The 21,773-nt window shown below is 69.8% G+C and carries 19 protein-coding genes; 6 read left to right on the top strand and 13 right to left on the bottom strand.

Annotated elements, in window-relative coordinates:
• Positions 1-70: 70 nt before the first annotated feature.
• The 3 genes from RSO68_RS13430 to rhlB are packed head-to-tail and all read right to left on the bottom strand — an operon-like array spanning position 71 to position 4,359.
• A complete protein-coding gene (locus RSO68_RS13430) occupies positions 71-934 on the bottom strand; it encodes an Nmad3 family putative nucleotide modification protein (protein WP_089846244.1) in 864 nt (287 codons plus the stop codon).
• Positions 931-3,078 (bottom strand): ATP-dependent DNA helicase DinG, encoded by a 2,148-nt coding sequence (dinG, locus tag RSO68_RS13425; RefSeq protein ID WP_089846242.1) that lies wholly within the window; start codon positions 3,076-3,078, stop codon positions 931-933. Before dinG ends, RSO68_RS13430 begins: the two co-directional genes overlap by 4 nt.
• 6 nt (positions 3,079-3,084) lie before the next feature.
• Positions 3,085-4,359 carry an ATP-dependent RNA helicase RhlB gene (gene rhlB / locus RSO68_RS13420; RefSeq protein ID WP_315586932.1) on the bottom strand — a complete coding sequence of 425 codons (1,275 nt, stop codon included), beginning with the start codon at positions 4,357-4,359 and terminating at the stop codon, positions 3,085-3,087.
• Positions 4,360-4,526: 167 nt separating this feature from the next.
• Between rhlB and RSO68_RS13415 the strand changes: the two genes are divergently transcribed.
• Together RSO68_RS13415 and xthA are read left to right on the top strand one after the other, a co-directional pair.
• Entirely contained in the window at positions 4,527-4,763 is a 237-nt protein-coding gene (locus RSO68_RS13415) for a hypothetical protein (protein ID WP_089846239.1), read from the top strand.
• Between the two features lie 3 nt (positions 4,764-4,766).
• Positions 4,767-5,594, top strand: coding sequence for an exodeoxyribonuclease III (gene xthA, locus RSO68_RS13410; protein ID WP_315586931.1), 828 nt, complete (start codon positions 4,767-4,769; stop codon positions 5,592-5,594).
• Here xthA and RSO68_RS13405 read toward each other — a convergent pair.
• Genes RSO68_RS13405 through RSO68_RS13380 form a run of 6 tightly spaced genes read right to left on the bottom strand, consistent with a single transcriptional unit; the run spans position 5,561 to position 10,659 of the window.
• Positions 5,561-6,715 (bottom strand): hypothetical protein, encoded by a 1,155-nt coding sequence (locus RSO68_RS13405; RefSeq protein ID WP_315586930.1) that lies wholly within the window; start codon positions 6,713-6,715, stop codon positions 5,561-5,563. The genes xthA and RSO68_RS13405 overlap by 34 nt on opposite strands.
• 5 nt (positions 6,716-6,720) lie before the next feature.
• The gene (locus tag RSO68_RS13400) at positions 6,721-7,524 is read right to left on the bottom strand and encodes an energy transducer TonB (protein WP_315586929.1); all 804 of its coding nucleotides are present in this window, start codon (positions 7,522-7,524) and stop codon (positions 6,721-6,723) included.
• A complete protein-coding gene (locus RSO68_RS13395) occupies positions 7,521-7,928 on the bottom strand; it encodes an ExbD/TolR family protein (protein WP_315586928.1) in 408 nt (135 codons plus the stop codon). Before RSO68_RS13395 ends, RSO68_RS13400 begins: the two co-directional genes overlap by 4 nt.
• On the bottom strand, positions 7,921-8,478 hold the full coding sequence (locus RSO68_RS13390) for a MotA/TolQ/ExbB proton channel family protein (RefSeq protein ID WP_315586927.1): 558 nt from the start codon (positions 8,476-8,478) through the stop codon (positions 7,921-7,923). Before RSO68_RS13390 ends, RSO68_RS13395 begins: the two co-directional genes overlap by 8 nt.
• Complete coding sequence (locus RSO68_RS13385) at positions 8,459-9,874, bottom strand: MotA/TolQ/ExbB proton channel family protein (RefSeq protein WP_315586926.1); 1,416 nt, start codon at positions 9,872-9,874, stop codon at positions 8,459-8,461. The genes RSO68_RS13390 and RSO68_RS13385 overlap by 20 nt, the downstream gene beginning before the upstream one ends.
• Positions 9,871-10,659, bottom strand: coding sequence for a DUF3450 domain-containing protein (locus RSO68_RS13380; protein WP_315587012.1), 789 nt, complete (start codon positions 10,657-10,659; stop codon positions 9,871-9,873). The genes RSO68_RS13385 and RSO68_RS13380 overlap by 4 nt, the downstream gene beginning before the upstream one ends.
• Positions 10,660-11,011: 352 nt before the next feature.
• On the opposite strand from RSO68_RS13380, the gene fhuF reads away from it, so the two are divergent.
• Positions 11,012-11,815, top strand: coding sequence for a siderophore-iron reductase FhuF (gene fhuF / locus RSO68_RS13375; protein ID WP_315586925.1), 804 nt, complete (start codon positions 11,012-11,014; stop codon positions 11,813-11,815).
• A gap of 114 nt (positions 11,816-11,929) precedes the next feature.
• Here fhuF and RSO68_RS13370 read toward each other — a convergent pair whose 3' ends face one another.
• Both RSO68_RS13370 and RSO68_RS13365 read right to left on the bottom strand, forming a co-directional pair.
• Positions 11,930-14,098, bottom strand: a complete 2,169-nt coding sequence (locus tag RSO68_RS13370; RefSeq protein WP_315586924.1) for a TonB-dependent siderophore receptor — start codon at positions 14,096-14,098, stop codon at positions 11,930-11,932.
• 166 nt (positions 14,099-14,264) lie between these two features.
• Positions 14,265-16,067 carry an ABC transporter ATP-binding protein gene (locus RSO68_RS13365; protein WP_315586923.1) on the bottom strand — a complete coding sequence of 601 codons (1,803 nt, stop codon included), beginning with the start codon at positions 16,065-16,067 and terminating at the stop codon, positions 14,265-14,267.
• A 148-nt stretch (positions 16,068-16,215) separates the two neighbouring features.
• Here RSO68_RS13365 and RSO68_RS13360 point away from each other — a divergent pair, with 148 nt between their 5' ends.
• Genes RSO68_RS13360 through fhuB form a run of 3 tightly spaced genes read left to right on the top strand, consistent with a single transcriptional unit; the run spans position 16,216 to position 19,909 of the window.
• A complete protein-coding gene (locus RSO68_RS13360) occupies positions 16,216-16,983 on the top strand; it encodes an ATP-binding cassette domain-containing protein (protein ID WP_315586922.1) in 768 nt (255 codons plus the stop codon).
• Positions 16,984-17,025: 42 nt separating this feature from the next.
• On the top strand, positions 17,026-17,895 hold the full coding sequence (locus RSO68_RS13355; protein ID WP_315586921.1) for an iron-siderophore ABC transporter substrate-binding protein: 870 nt from the start codon (positions 17,026-17,028) through the stop codon (positions 17,893-17,895).
• Entirely contained in the window at positions 17,885-19,909 is a 2,025-nt protein-coding gene (gene fhuB, locus RSO68_RS13350) for a Fe(3+)-hydroxamate ABC transporter permease FhuB (protein WP_315586920.1), read from the top strand. The genes RSO68_RS13355 and fhuB overlap by 11 nt, the downstream gene beginning before the upstream one ends.
• Before the next feature lie 105 nt (positions 19,910-20,014).
• Here the strand turns inward: fhuB and RSO68_RS13345 are convergent, their stop codons facing one another.
• On the bottom strand, positions 20,015-20,626 hold the full coding sequence (locus RSO68_RS13345; RefSeq protein WP_315586919.1) for a superoxide dismutase: 612 nt from the start codon (positions 20,624-20,626) through the stop codon (positions 20,015-20,017).
• Positions 20,627-20,815: 189 nt separating this feature from the next.
• Positions 20,816-21,766, bottom strand: coding sequence for an electron transfer flavoprotein subunit alpha/FixB family protein (locus RSO68_RS13340; RefSeq protein WP_315586918.1), 951 nt, complete (start codon positions 21,764-21,766; stop codon positions 20,816-20,818).
• Positions 21,767-21,773 lie beyond the last annotated feature (7 nt).

Here is a 21,773-nt window from a genome sequence, read left to right as displayed (position 1 = left end):
CTCGTTAGCGCAGCTGGCTAGGTGTCTATCGGAAGACAGGCCCGCCTGTTGGATAGACCTGCTCCATGCGCTAGGCCTGACTCGCCGCGCGGCTGCGGATCAGCTCAGCCGCCCAGGGCAGCGCCTCGGGATAGGCCGCGGCGTCCAGCACGAACTCCTGGCCCCGAGCCACGGCCTTGAGCTCGGTGTACTCCGCCTGCTGTCGCCAGCGGTCGAGGTCGGCGTGATAGGAGAGCGGCGGACGGCCGTGGTGCGGATACCACCAGGACGGGAGCCGCCAGTCGGTGACGTTCGCCGCATCCGGTGCGGTGAGCCGCAGGGTCGGCGCGTCATGGGAGAAGACGCCGGCACCCGACAGGGTCTCGGCGAGACCATCGATGGTCAGATGTCGACGGGCGAGATAGAGCACATTGTTGCTCTCCCGGCGCTGGCAGTGCGGATGATCGCTCGCCCAGGCCATCTCGGCCGGCAGCGGGCCGTCCAGGGGCAGCATGCGCTCCACCTGCATCCAGCCCCAGAGCACGTGACGGGGCCGCGCGTCCCGCACGAAGCCCCAGCCGTCGCGACCTCGCGCGACCTGCCGGAAGAGCCCGAAGAACAGAAACAGATCCCCCGGTCCGACACCCTGGTTACGGAGGTGGCCCTGCGCCTGGCCCATCTGACCAAACAGCGGCCGCCAGCTCGGCCGGCGCGGCAGGCTCTCTTCCAGCAGATCGGGATCGAGGTGCGCCCGGTGTCGGGCGGTAAGCCGGCCCCGGGTCAGGTCACTGACCAGGGGTGCCAGCGGTTCGCCGTCCTGGGTGAGCTCGCCATAGGTCGTGAGGGAGTGTACATCGGGGATGGGCAGCACGATCAGCCGCCCGTCGGGCAGGATCGGGCTCGGCACGCCACCGGCGGCGCTGTCGAAGCCCTTGCGACTGAGGATCAGCCTCATGTCGCGCCCTGCACCACCCCGTCGATCTCGCGCACGAAGGGCGGCAGGGCATCGAGCAGCGCGCGGCCGTAGCGGCGGGTCAACACCCGTCGATCGAGCAGCGTGATGCGACCCTGGTCGGCCTCCTTGCGGATCAGCCGACCGCAGGCCTGCACCAGCTTGATCGAGGCGTCGGGCACGCTGATGCGCATGAAGGGATTGCCGCCGCGGCTCTCGATCCACTCGGCCAGCGTCGCGCCCACCGGGTCGTCCGGCACCGAGAAGGGCAGCCGGGTGATCACCACGTGGGTCAGGTAGTCGCCGGGCAGGTCGATGCCTTCGGCGAAGCTCGCCAGGCCGAAGATGATGCTGCCCTCCCCCGCATCCACCCGCGCCCGATGCCGAGTGATCAGCTCGCGTTTGGGCAGGCGGTCCTGCGCCAGCACGCGCTCACGCCGCTCCCTGGAGAGCGCCTTCTCCACGCCGCGCAGCTGCGCTCGCGAGGAAAAGAGCATCAGCACCGCCTCCTGCTCGCCGAGGGCCTCGACGAAATCGACGATGGCCCGCTCGTGGCCCTCGCGGTCGGCGGGATCGACCGCCTCGCGGGGCACGCTGAGCACCGCCCGGGAGTAGTCGAAGGGGCTCGGCAGGCGCTGGTAGCGGTAACGATTGGCGAGCCCCGCCCGCTCCTGGAGCCGTTCGAAGCGCCCGAGCGCGGTGAGGGTGGCCGAGGTGATCACGGCACCATAGGTGCTGCCCCAGAGGTTGCGCGCCAGGGTGTGCGCGGCGGAGACCGGGCTCGCCGAGAAGCTCAGCTCCGGCTCGCCGTTGAAACGCTCCAGGGTCAGCCAGCGCGCCCGAGGCGGCTCGCCATCGGGATCGAGCTCGGCGAAGGCCAGCCAGAGGGCATGAGCCTCCAGGGCGCGACCGTGCAGCAGCGCCACCAGCGGCAGCCAGGCCTCGGCCTGCTCCCGGGGCAGGCCAGTGTGCTTGTCCGGGTCGAGGCTCTCGCGCAGGATGTCCGCCATGGACTCCAGGGTCCGCGCGAGCTCGGCGAAAAGCGTTACCAGGCCGTCGGCGTGCTCGCGCAGCGCCTCGGGCACCCGCCCCATCTCGAAGCGATGGTGCCGGCTCTCTTCGCCCTCACCCAGCCCCTGGGGCCGCCCGGCGAGCTGGTGACCCATCGCGAACGCCTCACCGAGGCGCGGCTCCAGCACGTTGATCGCCTCCGGCAGCCCGGACAGCAGGCGAGCCAGGGTCGGCTGCACGGCTAGCGCCTGGTTGAGCTCGGTCAGCGAGCTCTTCAGGGTGCGCAGCCAGCGCAGCGCCCCGCCGACGGCGACGCGATGGGTGAAGTGCTGCAACGCCTTGTCGGGCAGGTGATGGCCCTCGTCGAAGACGTGGATGCAGTCGCCGGGGTCGGGCAGCACCACGCCCCCACCCAGCGCCAGGTCGGCCAGCACCAGATCGTGATTGGCGACGATGATGTCGGCGCTGTCCAGATGACGGCGGGAGCGGAAGAAAGCGCAGGAGGCGAAGTGGCCGCAGCGGCGATTGGTGCACTGGCGATGATCCACGGTCAGGCGGCGCCAGTGGCCGTCGTCGATGGCCTCGGGCCAGCTGTCGCGATCGCCCTCCCAGCGCCCGTTGCCGTATGCGTCGCCGAGCTCCTTGACCAGCGCCTGGAAGTCGTCGCCGCCGCTGGCGAGCGACTGCTCGAAGAGCGACAGCGTCGGGTTCTCCTCGCCGCCATCGAGCGCCTGGTCGAGGCGCGCCACGCAGACGTAGCGGCCGCGTCCCTTGGCCAGGGCGTAGTCGAAGGAAAGCCCGCTATGAGTCTTCAGCGAGGGCAGGTCCTGATGGAGCACCTGCTCCTGCAGGGCCACGGTGGCGGTGGCGATCACCAGGCGCTTGCCGCGGGCCTTGGCCACCGGCAGGGCGGCCAGCAGGTAGGCCAGCGTCTTGCCGGTACCGGTGCCGGCCTCGAGCACGCAGACATGTTCATCGCTTAAGCGTCGGCCGGCGTCGTCCGCCTCGATGCCCGCCAGGGTGCGGGCGATCTCGGCGATCATCAGCCGCTGCCCGTAGCGCGGGGTGAGCCCGAGGCCCTCGAGCACGCGCCGATAGGCCTCTTGGATCTCGCCCTTCAGGGCCTCGTCAAGCATGGGACGTCAGAGCAGCCCTTCCGGCGGATGTTCGCACGGCAGCTTGTCGTTGATGTAGCGCTCGATCTCCGGCAGGGAGAAGGCGTCTTCCTCGCCGACGAAGCTGATCGACACGCCCTTGGCGCCGGCGCGGCCGGTGCGGCCGATACGGTGGACGTAGTCCTCCGGATCTTCCGGCAGGGTGTAGTTGATCACGTGGCTGACATCCTCGATGTGGATGCCGCGTCCCGCTACGTCGGTGGCCACCAGCACCTGAATCTTGCCCTCGCGGAACTTCTCGAGGGTCTCGATGCGCTGGTTCTGGGGCACATCGCCGGAGAGCATGGCGGCGTTGATGCCGGCCTTCTCGAGCAGGTCGTCGAGCTTGCGCACCAGATCCCGGCGGTTGCCGAAGACCATCACGCGCTCGAAGCTCTCCTGCTTGAGCAGGTTGACCAGCAGGCGTTGCTTGTCCTCGTCGCCGACCAGATAGACGCGCTGATCGATATCGGCAGCGTTGTCGACGGTGACGGCGATATCGACGTGGGCCGGCTTGTGGGTCCACTGGCTAGCCAGGTTGAGAATGTCCTGGCTGAAGGTCGCCGAGAACAGGAAGGTCTGGCGCTGCTCGGTGTTCGGCGTGTGACGGATGATGCGCTTGACGTCGGGAATGAAACCCATCGACAGCATCCGATCGGCCTCATCGAGTACCAGCACTTCTACCTGGGTCAGGTCGACGTCGCGCTTCTCATGGAAGTCCAACAGCCGGCCCGGGGTGGCGACGAGGATATCGAGCTTATCGCCCAGCGCCTCGCGCTGATTCTGGTAGTCCATGCCGCCGACGACGCTGGCCACCTTGAGGTCGGTGAAGCGCGCCAGTGCCTTGGCGTCCTTCTCGATCTGCAGCGCCAGCTCGCGGGTTGGAGCCACGATCAGTGCTCGCGGCGCCCCTGGCTTCTGGGCGTTGGGCGCCTCCTCCTCGAGGAAGTAGGCCAGGATCGAGATCAAAAAGGCCGCGGTCTTGCCGGTGCCGGTCTGGGCCTTGCCCACCACGTCGCCACCCAGCAGGGTCTGGGCCAGCGCCTCGGCCTGGATCGGCGTGCAGTATTCGAACCCCAGGGCATGAATCGCCCGCATCAGCGGCAGCGGCAGATCGAAGTCATGGAAGCGCCACTTGCCCGCGACAGCGGGAACCTGGAACTGGCGCAGATCCCAGTTCGACTGACGACGCCGCGGCTTGCGCCGACGACGCTTGGGCTTGCGGTTCTGGGCCGGTGCTGTGGTCTGTTCCGACTCGCTCATAGGCTGTGCTGTCTTGTCCGTATGGGTGGATGGGGTGCGTGACGCAAACGGCCATTGTAACAGCCTCCGGCGACGAGGGCGCCCCCGGACGCCTGCCGGCGGTTGATTGCTGTCAGCCGGCGGGCCTCGACTGCTAGAATAGCGCCCTTACATGCAGGAGTTGCACCATGACACGCCAAAAGAAGACCCGGTCGCTGGCCGATAAGGTGAAGATCCGCACCGGCAAGCGCAAGGATTTCAAGAAGTGGCGGCACGAGAATCCCGATCAGGTGACCTCGTCGACCCGCTATACCCAGAAGAAGCGCCAGCAGCGCAAGCTGCAGGCGGCCCGCAAGCAGGCCCGCCAGGAAGCGGGACCGTCCATCGCGATCCACCCCGACACGACCGAGCACAAGGACGACTGATCGATGCGCCTGGTGTCATTCAACATCAACGGCATTCGTGCCCGCCTGCACCAGCTGGAGGCGCTGATCGAGGCCCATCGCCCGGCGGTGATCGGCCTGCAGGAGACCAAGGTCCAGGACAGCGAGTTTCCCATGGCCGCCGTGGAGGCGATGGGCTATCGCGTCGAGTTCCACGGCCAGAAGGGCCACTACGGCGTGGCCCTGATGATCGACACGGCCCAGTGCGGCGAGCCCGAAGCGATCTTCAAGGGCTTCCCCGACGACGGGGACGACGCCCAGCGCCGCATGATCGGCGCGCGGCTGGCGCCGGGCGACGGCCAGCCGATCACGGTCTGGAACGGCTACTTCCCCCAGGGCGAGAACGTCGAGCACCCGGTGAAGTTTCCGCACAAGCGCGAGTTCTATGCCCAGCTCCAACGCCTGCTGGAGACCCAGCATCGCGCCGATGAGCACCTGGCGGTGATGGGTGATTTCAACATCTCCCCCGAGGACATCGACATCGGCATCGGCGAGGCCAACCGCAAGCGCTGGCTGCGCGAGGGCAAGACCAGCTTCCAGCCCGTGGAGCGCGAGTGGCTGGCCGGCATCAAGGCCTGGGGCCTGACCGACAGCTACCGCCTCCGCTACCCGGACGTCGACGATCGCTTCAGCTGGTTCGACTACCGCTCCCGCGCCTTCGAGCGCGACCCCCGGCGCGGGCTGCGCATCGACCATATCCTGGTCACGCCCCCGCTCGCCGAACGCGTCGCGGACGCCGGCATCGACTATGAACTGCGCGCCATGGAGAAGCCCTCGGATCACGCCCCGGTCTGGACCGAGCTCTCGCTCTGATCGGCGATCGCCGAGGCGTCCTCGCCCGCCGCGTCGGGCAGCGTGGCGAGCCACGCCTCGGCCTCCTCGGCGCCCAGCGCGCGGGCCCGCCTCAGGGCGCGGCCCGCCAGCGCCTTCTCTCCCCAGCCGTGGGCCAGCTGGCCCAGGCGCAGCCAGTCGGTTGCCCGCTCGCTCTCGCGAGCGACCGTCTCCCAGGCCGAGAGCGCCCGGCCATGATCGCGCGCCGCCTCCCAGGCCGTGGCCAGCAGCCGCCGGTGACGGGCATCGATCGCCAACACGCCATCCTCTAGCCCTCGCTCCAGGTGCTCGGCCGCCCGCGCCGGCGTCCCGCCGGCCAGGTGCAGCCGGGCCAGGCGCAGTAGATCCTCCTTTCCCGTCAGATGCCCCCGCTGCCAGCCGACCTCCCAGAGCGCCGCGGCGAGCCCCGGATCGCCGAGGCGCTGAGCCAGCGCCGCGGCGCGTCGCCACTGCGTCGGATCGGCCTCGCGCTCCAAATGCTCGCGCAGCAGCGCCAATGCCAAGGACTCGCGTCCCGCCTGCCGATAGATCGAGAGCGCCAATGCCCGGCGATCGGCCGACCAGGCGCCCGACGCAGCATCCAGCGCCTCGAGCCGCGCAGCGGCCGCCTCCCAGCGCTCGAGCTCCGCCAGCCAAGCGATCAACCGCCAGCGCTCGTCCATCGCCGGCGGGGCCGTCTCATCCAACCAGCGGGTCAGACGCTCCACGGCCAGGGCCGTGCGCCCCGCGGCCCGATACTGCAGCGCTGCCTCGCGACGCCGTGCCTGGCGCCAGGCCGCCGGGGCCGGATCGCTGCCCGCCGCGGCATCCAGCCACGCGGCGGCTCGTCCGTGCTCGCCCTGACGCGCCGCGGCACCGGCCGCCAGCTGCAGATAGAGGGCCCGCGCCCAGCGATCGGCGACGTTGCCCGCCGCCAAACGCTCGGCCTGCCGGCGCGCCTTGTCCTGTACCTCGACCAGCACCTCGGCGGGCGCTTCCGCGAGCCGGGCCTCGAGGCTCTGCAGGTCGCGAATGAAGCTCCCGGGCAGGGCCGGCTGGGCCTGAACACCCGAGGAGACCAGCAGCAGGACGACTGACAGGATAGATAACAGGCATCGTGACATCGGGCTCACCTCAGCTGAAACTCGAGTCGTTGGCGGGCGCGACGCAGGCGACCGTCGGCCGCGAAGCGCCAGTCGGCCACGGCACGCGTGGCCGCCTCGTCGAAGACCCGCCGCGGCCGGGCCTCAACCACCCGGACCGAGCCGACCTTCACCCGGCCGTCGGGGCGAATCAGAAACTCCACCACCACGTGGCCTTCCAGGCTGCGGCGCTGAGCGCGGCGCGGATAGCTCGGCGGCACGCGCCGGGTGGGCGTCGCCTGCCCCACGTCCTGAACCGCCTGGCTGGCCTGGCCGGCGGCGCTCGGTGTCCCCTGCCCCGAAGCGGCGGGCGACTGCGTCGCCGCGGCGTCGGTAGCCGTCGCCGACGGGCTCGCCGGCTCGGTAGAGGGTGACGGTTCCGGCTGCGGTTCGGGCTCGGGTTGCGGTTCAGGCTCTGGCTGAGGCTCGGGCGTCGGCGCCGCCTCGGTCAGCTCGGGCAGCGCGGTGTCCAGCTCGGCGACCGCCTCGGGCTGCACCGGCGGAGGATCGACCGGCGTCGGCTCCGGCAGTGACAGGGTGCTGTCGGGCAGCGGCGCCGGCGGCGGCGGACTGGGAGGTGCCGGCTGCGGCGCGGGCGGTGCGCTGGACGCCGGGGCCGTCGTCTCGGCCGGCTGCTCCGGCTGGTCGACCGCCGCGGCCATGCTCATCGTCATGGCCCTCTCGCGCACCTCGACGTCCGCCTCGGGCGGCGCCACCAGCAGCGCCAGCCCCCAGAACAGCAGCAGCGCCAGGGACACTCCGGCCAGCGACGCCAGGGGCCAGCGAATCACGCCCCCTCCCGGGCAGCGGCCACGGCGATCTGCTCGACGCCCGCTTCGCGCAGGCGATCCATCACCTCGACCAACAGGCCGGTGGTGGAGGCGCGGTCGGCCTGGATCACCACCCCGCCGGCCTCGCTCACCAGCGGTGACACGGCCTCGCCCACGCGATGCGCGTCCACCGGCGCACCATCGACCCACACCGCGCCCTCCGCGGTCAGGGCCACCATCACCTGGGCCTCGGGGCGCGGCGTCGCGGCGCTGGACTGGGGGCGCTCGATCTCCACGCCGCTTTCCTTGACGAAGCTGGTGGTGACGATGAAGAAGATCAGCATGATGAAGACGACGTCCAGCATGGGGGTCAGGTTGACCTCGCTGGTCTCGCCGCTATCGGCACTCAGGCGACGCCTACGCATCGGGCTCCTCCACGGCGCGGGCCATGCGGTCGTGCAGCCGCTGGTCCTCGCGCCGAATGATGTGTTCGAGACGGGTGGTGAAGAGCAGGCCGGCCACCGCCACCGCCATGCCGGCCAGTGTCGGCAGCGTGGCCCGGGCGACGCCGTCGGCCATGGCACGGGCCTGGCTGGTCTCGCTGGCGGCCAAGCCCTCGAAGACGGTGATCATGCCGGTGACCGTGCCCAGCAGGCCGAGCAGCGGACAGAGCGTCACCAGTAGCCTGAGCCACGGCAGCGGGCGACGCAGCCGGGCGAGCAGCGCCTGGGTCCATACTTCGCGCAGCGTCCGCGCGCTCCAGCTTGTGTGGTCCTCGCGGCGCACCCAGCGCGCCACCAGGGCTTGGCGCTCGCGCCGCCAGACGAAGCGGAAGTAGCACCAGCGCTCCAGCGCCAGGGAGAAGAGCAGCATGGCCACCGCGCCGATGGCCACCAGCACCGGTCCACCAGCCTGGCCCAGCCAGGCGAGCGGCGCGGTGGCGCCCGCCAGGAGTTCAGGCCAAGGCAGCGGCATGACGTGACTCGCGATGCTGGGCAGAAGAAGCCGGCAGGGCCTCGAGATGCTCGGCCAGCGCCGCGCTGGCGTGCCCCTCGATCACCCCGGAGAGCCAGCGGCTGCGGCTGGCGAGCGTGGTATGGGCGAGCATCAGCGGCACCGCGGTGATCAGGCCCAGCACCGTGGTGACCAGCGCCTGGCTGATGCCGCCGGCCATCAGCTGCGGGTCGCCGGTGCCGAACACCGTGATCGACTGGAAGGTACCGATCATGCCGGTCACGGTGCCGAGCAGCCCCAGCAGCGGGGCCACAGCCGCCAGCAGCTTGACCAGCGCCTGGCCCCGCTCGAGCCGCGGCAACTCGGCGAGCAGGGCCTCGTCGAGGCGCGCCTCCAGCGCCTCGGGTACGAGCCCCTGGCGCAGCGTCTGGACCTTGGCCAGCACCCGGCCCAGGGGGTTGTCGTCGCGCAGGTTCGCGCCGTCCCGGAGCTGACGCCGCAGGCGCGCGCTCACCCGCATCAGGTACCCGTACTGGCCCAAGGCAATCAAGAGGCCCAGCCCGCCCAGGGCCACCACCACGTAGCCCACGGCGCCACCCTGGTGGAAGCGTGCCAGCAGGTCGGGACGCTGGGCCAGCGCCTCGAGCAGTTCGCCGCCGGTGGGGTCGAGGGTGACCCGATCGCTTTCGCCCCGCGCGAAGGCCGCCAGGGTTTCGCTGGCGTCGTCGGGGGTCGCGGCCAGCGCCGCCGGGGGCAGGTCCGGCGAGTCGCGACGCAGCCAACGCCCGCCCTCGATCATGGCGAGATCCCCCAGCCGAAGCACCTCCCGGGGGGCGACGCGCCCGTCGACCGAGGCGACCGGCACCGTCAGCCGCTCGATACGCCCGGTCTCCCGGGTGAGGGCCATCAGGGCATCGGCCAGCGACTCGAGTCGCGGAAGGTCGGGCAGCGTGTCCGCCTCGCCGCGCGCAGGCAGCTCGGCCCCGTTGAGGGTGAGCCAGCTCTGGCCAAGGGCGTCGCGCAGCTCGCCGACGTGGCGTTCCAGCACCGGCTTGACGTCGGAGAGCTCGCCTCCCTGTGCCTGCTGTCGCTCCGCCAGCGCCTCGCGGCGAGCCTGCTGCTCGTCGCGCTGCGCCTCGAGGTCCTGGCGCCGTTCGGCGGCCGCCTCGCGGCGCTCGCGGGCCGCCTCGACGGCATCGCGCAGGGCGTCGCGATCGTCGACCAGCTCGGCCAGCCGCGCCCTGTCCCGCGCGAGCTCGGCCTGGCGCGCCTCGGCGAAGGAAGCCGGAGCGTCCTGCCGGAGCTGGGGAGCAGACGGGGCATCGGCCTGAGGGTCGGTCTGGGCCTGGAGCAGCGCCGCCGGCAGCAGCAGGGCGCCGCAGAGCAGCAGGCGGCTCACGTAGCGTGACAGCGTCATGAGGCTTCTCCCCCACTCTCGTGGCTCGTCTTCGGTTGGGAGATGGGCTGGGAGACCGGCAGCGTCAGCAGCTCGGGAGCCCGCTGCTCCCGGGCGATACGGATGCCGTTCTCGAGCGCCTGGCGCGACGCCTTCTCGAGCGGCTGCCAGGCCTGCTCGTCGGCCTTCCACACGCCGCCCTCGCGACCATTCGGCGTCAGGTAGTAGAAGCCGATCCGCCCCAACCTCAGGAAGTCCACCTCTCGTTCGCCGTCCAGCAGGCCGCGCCAGGCGTCCAGCTCGCGGCCGTAGGCGAGCTCCCCACGCCAGGCGGACAGCACACGATCCAGCCGTTCGGCGGGCGACAGCGCCGGATCGGAGAGTGCGCGCTCCAGGCTCGCGATTCGGGCGCGGCGCTCGTCCTGAAGGAACGGCAGGTCGGCCTCGATCCAGTGATCGAGGCGCTCGACCATTCCTCGCAGCAGGGGCGGCAGCCCCTCGCGGGTCGTCGCGGCGCCCTCCAGGGCGCGCTCGCGGCGCGCCAGCGTCTCCTCCTGGCGCTCCACCACGCGCGCAAGCTCGGCGTTGTAGGCCTCGACCCGCTGCGCCTCGGCCCTCGCCTTTCGCAGCTCGCCGATCAGGCGGCGAGTCTCGTCATCGGCGTCGTCGATGCGCGTCTGCAGCTTGGCCTGGTGGCGCTGCGCCTCGACCGATCGGTCGACCAGCGATTCCTGCGCCTGACCCTGAGCCAGGCCGCCAGCGCACAGACCGACGACCGCGACCAGCGCGGCGGGGAAGCGAAACATCCTCACGATGACTCTCCGGTTAAAGGTCTCGAACGGGGCGAGACAGTGACACAAATGGGAATGCTTATCAATGCACAATACTGCCATGCCCGCGCTTGCCGACGGTTTTTGAAAGCGTAAGACGTAAAGGTGCGATCAGAGCGCCCTGCCCGTCCTGGCCGCGTCAGACCGCCCACCAGCATCGCCCATCGGGGGCGTGGGCGCACTGACCGCGAGCAATGACGCGGCGTCCGACAGGCCGAGGAGGAACACGTGAAGAAACCACGACGAGGACACGACGCGTGCCCTCGATATTTTGATAACGATTCGTATTTGCTTTAGTGTTCGTCGGGACACCACGAAGGAGAGCCCCATGGCTCACGCGCTCGCGACGCTCTATATCGGCCCTCTGGAGGGCCTGACGCCGCCACGGGTCGCGCCGACACCCGGCCCCGACGCTCTGCCCGCCCGCACCCTGCTCGAGCCGGCCTACCTCGCCGAGCTGTTCGAGCGCTTCGGCCGCACCTACGGCCACGGCGACCGCCGGGCGGTGGCTTCGCTCTGGTCCAAGTGGCACTTCAGCGCGCTGGCCGCCCATGGCCTGGCGGCCAACCTGCTGCTCGAACGCGACCTGCCGCTGGGGCTTCATGAGCTGCACCTGGTGCAGTCCGACGAGGGGCAGACCGCCGGGCTGATGCTGCCCCATGCCGGCAAGCCCCTGGCCGAGCTAGATCCCGGCGCGCGCTTCGCCACGCTGCTCGACGCTCACCTGACGCCGCTGATCGAGGCGCTGGCCGGGGCCACCGGCGCCTCACCCAAGGTGTTCTGGAGCAACGCCGGCAACTACTTCGAGTACTTCGCCGGTGCCCTGGCCGATCACCCCATGGCCGAGCCCGACGTGGGCGAGCCCGCCCAGGCGCTGATGGAGCGCCGCTCCCTGCCCGACGGCCGCCGCAACCCGCTCTTTCGCCCGGTGCGCTACGTCACGCCCGCCGACCCGGGCAAGCCCGCCCGGGTGCGCCGGCTATGCTGCATCCGCTACCTGATCGACGAGCTGGGCTATTGCGCCAATTGCCCGCTGGAGTGCCGGCGCGGCACCAAGCCAGCCAGGGACTCAGCAAAGGAGGATAGTGCCGGGACGGGACGGGACGGGCAGGAAGGGAGCCTACGGAGGTAGGCGATACGGCGATGAACGCCAGAGGATGAGCCTGCTGCCCGCCGGTTGGAACGCCAAGGGCCCACCCCGTCGCCGAGGTGGGCCCTGGATGGCCTGGTCAAATGAGGCGAGGCCTCAGTAGGTCCAGGTCAGGTTAGCCATGACGTGGCGCGGCGCGCCATAGAAGCCCTGATCCCACTTCAGGCTGGTCAGGTACTTTTCGTCGGTGACATTGTTGACGTTCAGCGAGCCGGTCAGGCTGTCGCTGAAGTCGTAGCTCGCCATCAGGTCGACCAGCGCATAGGCGTCCTGACGGGTCTTGCCGTCGGCGTTGTCGCGCTCGCGCTCGATATCGTCCTGCCAGCGCAGCCGGGCGCCGACCTTGAGCGCGGCCAGGGACGCAGGCCGATAGCTGGTGGTCGCCTGTACCAGATGACGCGGGATATAGGTATTGGTGGCCTCACCGTCGGCGTCCTCGATATCCAGGTAAGTGTAGCCTGCGCTCGCCTGCCAGCCCGGTGCCAGCTCGCCGGCCAGGGTCACCTCGACACCCTCGCTGGTGATGCCGTCTGCCCCAGCGTAAACATCCCGGCCACCGATATTATCGATCACCTGAGCCACATTATTTTGCTCAGTACGGAACACGGCCAGGGCCGCATCGGCGCCGCCGTCGAAGACGTCGGCCTTGAGCCCCATCTCGTAGCTGGCCCCCTCAATGGGATCAAGATACTGGCCGCTGCGGTCCATCTCGGTCTGAGGCGTGAAGATCTCGGTATAGCTGGCGTAGAGCGAGGCGCGGTCGGTGACGTCGTAGATCAGGCCGGCATAGGGCGTCAGCTCGTGGTCGAGGGTGGTGTCCTGGGAGCTGCCGTACTGCTCGCCCACGGTATCCAGCCAGCTCATCCGCGCACCGACCACGGCCGTCCAACGATCGGCAAGGTCCAGCTTGCCGGTACCGTAGAGGCTGCGCTCCTTGATGGTAGCGTCGTTGACGAAGTCAGGATCGCCGAAGTCGGGTTCCGGATAGTCACCGTCCCACTCGTCCAGGGGCGGCAGGTCCTCGGACGCGGCCGCGTAGAGGGAACTCTGCTGATTCCGGCTCTGGCTCCAGTCCGAGCCTAGCACCAGCTGATGGGTGCGTCCGAACGCCTCGACGTCGCCCTTGGCATGCACGTCCGCCACCCACTGCTCCAGGTGCCGATCGTATTTGCTCAGATAGAAGCTGTTGGGAATCCGTCCCGTGTCGGCATCCGGCACGGTACCGATAAAGAACAGCTCGGTGTCGGAGACCATGTCCAGATGGGTCACCGTGCCCTTGAGCGACCAGTCGTCGGAGAGCCGCTGGGTCAGCTCGACGAAGCTGCGCTGGGTCTCGCCGTTCCAGTAGGACCAGTTGGGCGCCGACGACGTCGAGCGGTCATAGTCGGTGGGGTTACCAGCCGAGTCGTAGAGCGGCAGCGCCCCCCACATGTTGCTGTCGGTGTCATTCTGCTGCCAGGTGTGCCCCAGCGCCAGCTGGGTGCTGTCGGTCAGGTCGGCTTCCAGCACGCCGTAGAGCACACCCCGCTCCCGATGAAGCCGATCCAGGTAGGAGTCGCTGTCCTGCCCCGCGGCCACCAGGCGGCCGCGCACCCGACCTTCATCGTCCAGGGGGCCGGAGACATCCAGTGCCAGACGGCGGTGGTCATCGCTGCCAAGGCTGCCGGTGACGGAGGCGTGAGGGGTCGCGGTGGGGCGCTTGCGGACGAAGTTGACGGTGGCCGCCGGGTTGCCCGAGCCGGACATCAGCCCGGTAGCGCCGCGCACCACCTCAACCCGGTCGTAGACGGCGGTATCGATGTCGCCGTGGACGTTGTTGTAGGGCATGGGCAGGCGCAGGCCGTCGACCTGGAAGTTCGAGATCTCGAACCCACGCGAGGTGTAGTAGGTGCGGTCCGTTTCCGGCCGCTCTACCGTCACGCCCGGAGCGCTCTCCAGAACGTCATTGATCGTATGGAGATTGAAATCCTCGATCTGGGCACGAGTCACCGTGGAGACGGACTGCGGCGTCTCGCGAGGCGTCAGGTCGAGCCTGGTCGCGGTGCTGGTCTGGGCGACCCGATAGTCGTCGGCGCCCTCGGTGACCAGCGACAGCGCTTCGGCCTCGACGGTGACCGTCTCGAGCTCTTCGGCGGACGCGGTCTCCTGGGCCAGCAGGGTGGGCGAGCCCAGCACGAGGCTGCCGAGGGCGGCGAGGCCAAGGGCGCGGCGCACGGCTTGGGCGAGGGGGTCGACCCCGACGCGGCGGGAAGCGGATGGGAACATGGGGAAAGCAAGCCTCTGGGTCAGATGCACGGGAAAGCGCATGATAATGACTCGTATTAACAACAACAACCCAATTGAAACTTATTCGCGTTTAAAGAGTCGCGTCGACGATACGACTCGGCGGTGGCCGTGGGGCCACCGCCGGGGAGAGCATGTGAGGCTCGCGTCAGCCCGAGACCGCCGTCGCCGCCTCGACCTCACCGGTCTGCACCCGCCACTGAGCGGCATAGCGCCCGTCCCGGGCGAGCAGCTCGGCGTGGCTGCCCCGCTCGACGACGCGGCCGGCCTCGATGACGGCGATCTGGTCGGCGTGGACGATGGTCGAGAGCCGGTGGGCGATCATGATCACGGTGCGGCCGTGGCCGATGCGCGAAAGCGAGCGCTGGATGGCCGCCTCGGTCTCGTTATCCACCGCGCTGGTCGCCTCGTCGAGCACCAGGATCGGCGGATCCTTGAGCAGCGCCCGGGCCAGCGACAGGCGCTGGCGCTGGCCGCCGGAGAGCCGAACGCCGCGCTCGCCCACCGCGGTGTCGAGCCCCTGGGGCAGCGCCTGGATGAAGTCCCAGGCCTCGGCGGTGCGCGCCGCCTCGACGATCTCGGCCTCGGGGGCGTCCGGTTTGCCGTAGGCGATGTTGTCGCGCACCGAGCCTTCAAACAGGTAGACGTCCTGGCTGACCAGGCCAATGGCTCCACGCAGCGAGGCCAGAGAGACCTCGCGGATCGGCTGGTCGTCGATCAGCACCCGTCCTGCTGCCGGGTCATGGAAGCGCAGCAGCAGCTTGATCAGCGTCGACTTGCCGGAGCCGGTAGCCCCGACCAATGCCAGGGTGTGCCCCGCCGGCACCGTCAGATCGATGCCCTGGACGCCGGCGCCCCCCTCGTCGTACCGGAAACTCACGCCCTCGAAGCGCACCGCACCGCGCACCGGCTTGGCCAGCGCCTCGGTCGCCTCATCGCGCACCCGGATGGGCGTGGCCAGCAGGTCGAGGATGCGCCGGGTGCTGGCCATGGCCCGCTCGAAGAGGTCGATCACCTGAGCCAGGCCGGTGAGCGGCCACAGCAGTCGCTGGGTGAGGAACACCAGCACGCCGTAGGCGCCCACGTTGAGCTCGCCCTTGAGCGCCATCATGCCGCCCACGGTGAAGGTCGCCAGGAAGCCGGCGAGGATCGCCATGCGAATCACCGGGATGAAGGCGGAGCTCAAGCGAATCGCCCGTCGATTGGCCTCCACGTAAGCCTCGCTGGCGGCCTTGAGACGCTCGGCCTCGCGGGCCTCGGCGGTGAAGCTCTTGATGGTGGCGATGCCGGCCAGGTTGTTGGCCAGCCGGCTCGAGAGCTCGCCGACCCGCTCGCGCACCTCGGCATAGAGCGGCCCGGCCCGGCGCTGGAAATAGAAGGCGCCCCAGATGATCAGCGGGATCGGCGTGAAGGCCAGCAACGCGATCAACGGGGAGAGCACGAAGAACACCGCGCCCACGGCCACCACGGTGACGCCGACCTGGATCATGGCGTTGGCACCGCCGTCGAGGAAGCGCTCGAGCTGGTTGACGTCGTCGTTCATGGTCGCGACCAGCTGCCCCGAGCTCCTCGACTCGAAGAAGCCCATGTCCAGGCGCTGAGCATGCTCGTAGGCGTCCTGGCGCAGGTCGGACTGCAGACGCTGGGCCAAGTTGCGCCACAGGACCTGGAAGAGATACTCGAACAGCGACTCGCCGGCCCAGATGAAGAAGGTCAGCACCCCGAGCACCAGGATCTGCTGCTCGGCCGTGGTGAAGCCCAGCCCGGCGACAAAGCTCTCCTCCTGATTGACCACCACGTCGATGGCCACGCCGATCAGGATCTCCGGGGCGATATCGAAGAGCTTGTTGAGGATCGAGCAGAGCGTGGCGGCGATGATACGACGCCGGTAACCCCGGGCATAGCGCAAGAGGCGCCCCAGGGCCTGGAAGCTGGAAGCGGTGGAAGACATGGTGAGGGTCCTTGCAAACGGGGGACAAAGCCTAAGGCATGTCGGCGCCCGAACCAACCGATCATATTGATAAGTATTATCGTTTGCCTTACGCTTTGCGGCAATTCCGCTGCCCCGCCGGGGCGGCCTTCCGCGAGCGGAGCCCTCCATGATTGAAACGCGCGCCGCCTCCTTCGAGGTCAACGGCCAGTGCCTGCTGCATCCCCTCGATCTCGCCTTCGCGGAAGGCCGGGTCCATGGCCTGATCGGCCACAACGGCTCGGGCAAGTCGACCCTGCTCAAGCTGCTGGCCCGCCAGCAGCCCGCCACTCGGGGCGAGCTCAGGCTGGACGGCAAGCCGCTGACGAGCTGGGGCCATCGCGCCTTCGCTCGTCGGGTCGCCTACCTGCCCCAGCACCTGCCCGCTGCCGACAACCTCACGGGCCGCGAGCTGGTAGGCTTCGGCCGCTACCCCTGGCGCGGCCTGCTGGGCCGACATGGCCGCGATGACGAGGCGGCCATCGAGCGAGCCCTGGCGTTGACCCATACCGAGCCCTTCGCCGACCGCCAGGTGGATACCCTCTCCGGCGGGGAGCGCCAGCGCGTCTGGCTGGCCATGCTGCTCGCCCAGGGCAGCCGCTTCCTGCTGCTCGACGAGCCCCTAGCCGCGCTGGATATCGCCCACCAGGTGGAGGTGCTGGCGCTAACCCGACGACTCTGCCGAGAGCTTGGCCTCGGGGTGATCATCGTGCTTCACGACATCAACATGGCATCGCGATACTGCGACCGCCTGGTGGCCCTGCACGGCGGCCGCCTGCTGGCCGAGGGCACGCCCGAGGCGCTGATGAACGGCGAGACCCTGAAGGCCATCTACGGCATTCCCATGCACGTCATGGCCCATCCCTCCGGCGAGCACCGCGTCGCCATCGCCCACTAGCCCCGCTATCCATTGACCTTGGAATCGCCCCTGGAGTCACCCGTGCCCCGCCCTCGACGCGCCCTGACATGGCTGGCCGGCCTGACCGCCGCGCTGGTCGCCGCCGCGACCCCGGCCGATGCGCCGCGCCTCGCCACCCTCGACTGGACCCTGGCCGAGACGCTCGTCGCCCTCGGCGCGCCCCCCGCCGCCGTGGCCCAGGTCGAGGCCTATCATGCTTGGGTGGGCGAACCCGCCCTGCCCGCCTCGACGATCGATCTGGGCCTGCGCAGCCAGCCCAACCTCGAGCGGCTGGCAAGCCTGGCGCCGGAGCGCATCCTCATCTCACCGATGTTCGCCAACCTGACGCCGCGTCTCGAGCACATCGCCCCGGTGGAAACCCTGCCGCTCTATCGCCCCGAGCGCGACACCTGGCGCGAGATGCGCGAACTGACCCGCTCGATCGGCGAGATGGCCGAGCGCCCCGAGGCGGCGTCGGGGCTGATCGAGCAGACCGAGGCCCGGCTCGATGCCCTGCGCCAGCGACTCGATGACGCCACAGCGCCGCTTCTGATCATGCAGTTCATGGATAGCCGCCATGTGCGGGTCTTCGGTGATAACGGCCTCTACCAGGCGGTGCTCGATCGGCTGGGCATCGACAACGCCTGGACCGGCCCCACCAATGCCTGGGGCTTCTCGCTGGTGGGCCTCGAGGCGCTAGCCGGCCTCGATGCCCGCCTGGTGGTGGTAGAACCCTACCCCGCCGGGGTCCGCGAGCGCCTGGACGACGGCGGCCTGTGGGGTCACCTGGTCGAGGCGAGCCGCGGCACTCCTATCGTGCTGCCGCCGATCTGGAGCTTCGGCGCCCTGCCCTCGGCCGAGCGTTTCGCCGAGCAGCTGGTGAATGCCCTGGAGCCCGACGATGCCGCCTGACGCCCTCGCCACTCGCCGCCCACGGCGTCCCCGACTGACCCCAGGCGCGCTCGGCCTGCCGCTCGCCCTCGGCGTGCTGGCCCTCGCCCTTGGCCACCTGCTCGCCGGTCCCGGTCTGGGGCCGGGCCTAATCGCGCTGTTCGCCCCCGAGGCGACGCTCGATGCCGCCTCGACGCTGGTGCTGCACTACGCTTGGTGGCCGCGACTCGCCATGGCGCTGCTCGCCGGCGGCGGCCTGGCGCTCGCCGGCGTGCTGATGCAGCAGGTGCTGCGCAACCCCCTGGCCGCCCCCACCACCCTGGGCGTGGCGAGTGGCGCCAACCTAGCGCTGATGGCCGCCTCGCTGATGGCCCCGGGCCTGCTGGGGCTGGGGCGGGAGTGGGTGGCGCTGGCCGGCGGCGGCATGGCCATGGGCCTGGTCTTCGCCCTGGCCTGGCGGCGCGGCCTGGCGCCGGTGGTGGTGGTGCTCGGCGGCCTGGTGGTCAACCTCTACTTCGGAGCGCTCTCCATGGTGCTGCTGCTCTTCCATCAGGAGGAGCTCAAGGGACTGCTGATCTGGGGAGCCGGCTCGCTCGCCCAGAACGGCTGGCAGGACGTCGCCTTCCTGGCGCCGCGCCTGGCGATCGGCGGCCTGCTCGCCTGGCTGCTGCTGCGCCCCCTGGCGGTGCTCGCCCTCGACGAGGCCGGCGCGCGCAGTCTCGGCGTCTCGCTCAAGCATCTGCGCCTCGCCGGCCTCGGGCTCGCGGTCTTTCTCACCGGCTGCGTGGTCAGCGTGGTGGGCATCGTCGGCTTCATCGGCCTGGCCGCGCCCAATATCGTGCGCCTGGCCGGCGCGCGGCGCCTGGGCGCTCGGCTCGTCTGGTCGACGCTGCTCGGCGCCCTGCTGCTGGCCGCTACCGACTTGACGCTGCAGCGCATCTCTGGGCACCTACCAACCCTGATCCCCACCGGCGCCACTACCGCGGCCCTGGGCGTCCCGCTGCTGCTGTGGCTGATTCCGCGACTGCGCTTGGCCGGCGAGACGCCCCCGCGTGAGGCCCGCGCGCTCGGTGGGCGTCATCCGGCGCCCGGGCGGCTGGCCGGCGGGCTCGCCATCGCCCTGCTGGGCGTGGGGGCGGTCGCAATGCTCGCCGGCCAGGGCGCCGACGGCTGGCACTGGGCCAAGCCCACCGACTGGACACTGCTGCAGTGGCGAGCGCCCCGAGCCCTGGCCGCCGCCGGCTGCGGGGTAATGCTCGCCATCGCCGGCACCCTGATCCAGCGGCTGACCGCCAACCCCATGGCCAGCCCCGAGGTGCTGGGCATCAGCGGCGGCAGCGCCATCGCCCTGATGGGCGCCATCTTCCTGCTGCCCGCTCCCGACAACCTGACGCTGGTGGCCGCCGGCACCCTGGGGGCGTTGGCCAGCCTGGCGGTGCTGGTGGGTCTCAACCGCGCCAGCGGCTTCCAGCCGGAACGGCTGCTGCTGACCGGCGTGGCGATCACCGCGCTGTTCGAGGCGGTCAAGGGCGTGGTGCTGGCCGGCGGCGATCCCCGAGGCCAGCAGGTCATCGCCTGGCTATCCGGCTCCACCTACTACGTCGACCCGACCAGCGCGCTGTCGGTGGCCGCGGCGGCCCTGCTGCTGGCCCTGGTCGCCACACCGCTCGGGCGCTGGCTGGATATCCTGCCGCTGGGCGGCGCCACCGCCACGGCCCTGGGGCTGCCCCTGGCCCGCGCGCGGCTGGCGCTGCTGCTGATGGTGGCGCTGCTCACCGCCGGCGCCACCCTGGTGGTGGGGCCGCTTTCCTTCGTCGGCCTGCTGGCCCCCCACATGGCGCGCCTGATGGGCTTCGCCCGGGCCCGGGCGCACCTGGCCGGGGCGGCGCTCACCGGCGCCCTACTGATGGTGCTGGCCGACGGGCTGGGCCGCCAGCTGCTGTTCCCCGAGGAGATCCCCGCCGGCCTGATGGCCTCGCTGCTCGGCGGCGCCTATTTCATGTGGGGATTGCAGGCCTCACCCTCACGGCGCTGAGGCCACCCACACCGCAACGAAAAGAGCCACGCCTCATTGAGGCGCGGCTCTGGCTCGGTTCCAGACCAGGCTGATGACTTGCTCAGACCTTATCGGCCGACGAACTCAGCCGGTGGCGTTCTGATAGCGACGCTCGACGTCTGACCAGTCGATGACGTTGAAGAAAGCCGCCACGTAATCGGGACGCTTGTTCTGATACTTCAGGTAATAGGCATGCTCCCAGACATCCAGGCCCAGCAAGGGCGTCCTGCCCTCCATGATCGGGCTGTCCTGGTTAAGCGTGTTCTCCACTTTCAGCTTGCCCTCCGGCGTAACGCTCAGCCAGGCCCAGCCGCTGCCAAACCGACCCAGCGCCGCCTTGGTGAAGGCCTCCTTGAAGGCGTCGAAACCGCCCAGCTCGCCGTCGATGGCCTCGGCCACCTTGCCCTGTGGCTGGCCTCCGCCGTCGGGCGACATCATCTGCCAGAACATGGAGTGGTTGGCGTGACCGCCGCCGTTGTTGATCACGGCCTGGCGTTTGCCGTCCGGTACATGATCAAGGTTCGCGATCAACTCCTCGACATGAACATCCTCAAGGCCGGAACCCTCGAGGGCGGCGTTGAGGTTGTTGACATAGGTCTGATGGTGACGGGAATGGTGAATCTCCATGGTCAACGCATCGACGTGTGGTTCCAGAGCGTCATAGGCATAAGGAAGATCGGGAAGGGTATGCGGCATGGTTCCTCCTCCTTGCTGGTATCCATGGGGCCTTCGGCCCCGCTACACCCTCAAGGATGGCAGAGAAGCACGGCTGTTGCTAATAGTTCTCGTTATCTCTTGTATAGTCATCGTTTATCAAAGCCTAACGCCGGATACGACAAGGCCGGCCCACCAGGGGCCGGCCTTGCATGGGACGAGCGACAGGTTTTACAGCTTCTGCTCGAGCTCCGGCAGGACGTCGAACAGGTCGCCGACCAATCCATAGTCGGCCACCTGGAAGATCGGCGCCTCCTCGTCCTTGTTGATCGCGACGATCACCTTGGAGTCCTTCATGCCCGCCAGGTGCTGGATGGCGCCGCTGATGCCCACCGCGATGTAGAGCTCCGGGGCGACGATCTTGCCGGTCTGACCGACCTGCATGTCGTTGGGCACGAAGCCGGCGTCCACGGCGGCGCGCGAGGCGCCGATGGCCGCGCCGAGCTTGTCGGCGATGCCGTCGAGCAGCGTGAAATTCTCGCCGTTGCCCATGCCGCGCCCGCCGGAGACGACCACCTTGGCCGCACCCAGCTCCGGGCGGTCGCTCTGCGCCAGCTCCTCACCGACGAAGGTGGACTGGGCGTTGTCGGCCTCACTGGTGAAGGACGGGTCCACCGCCTCGATGGCGGCGCTGCCGCTGTCGGCGACCGCGTCGAAGGCGGTGGCGCGCACGGTGATCACCTTCAGGGCGTCGTCGCTCTGCACGGTGGCGATGGCGTTGCCGGCGTAGATCGGCCGCTTGAAGGTGTCGGCGCTCTCCACCGCGATGATCTCGGAGAGCTGGGCGACATCCTTCAGCGCGGCAACGCGCGGCAGCACGTTCTTGCCGGTGGTGGAACCCACCGCCAGCAGGTGGCTGTAGTCGTCGGCCAGTTTCGCCAGCAGCGCGCCCAGGGGCTCGGCGAGTTGGTGGGCGTAGACGGCATGGTCGGCCACGCGCACGCGGCTCACGCCGTCGAGTTGGGCGGCCGCCTCGGCGATGGCGCCGACGTTCTCGCCGGCCACCAGGACGTCGATGTCGCCGCCGCCCGCTTCGGCGATCTGCATCGCCGCCGCCACGGCATGGGCAGTGGCACCGACCAGGGCGCCGTCATGATGTTCGGCAAGGACCAGAATGCTCATGGGATGC

The organism is Halomonas saccharevitans, assembly GCF_032333995.1.
GTDB classification, from domain to species: Bacteria; Pseudomonadota; Gammaproteobacteria; order Pseudomonadales; family Halomonadaceae; genus Halomonas; species Halomonas saccharevitans.
This window is presented reverse-complemented; position numbering and strand designations above follow the sequence as displayed.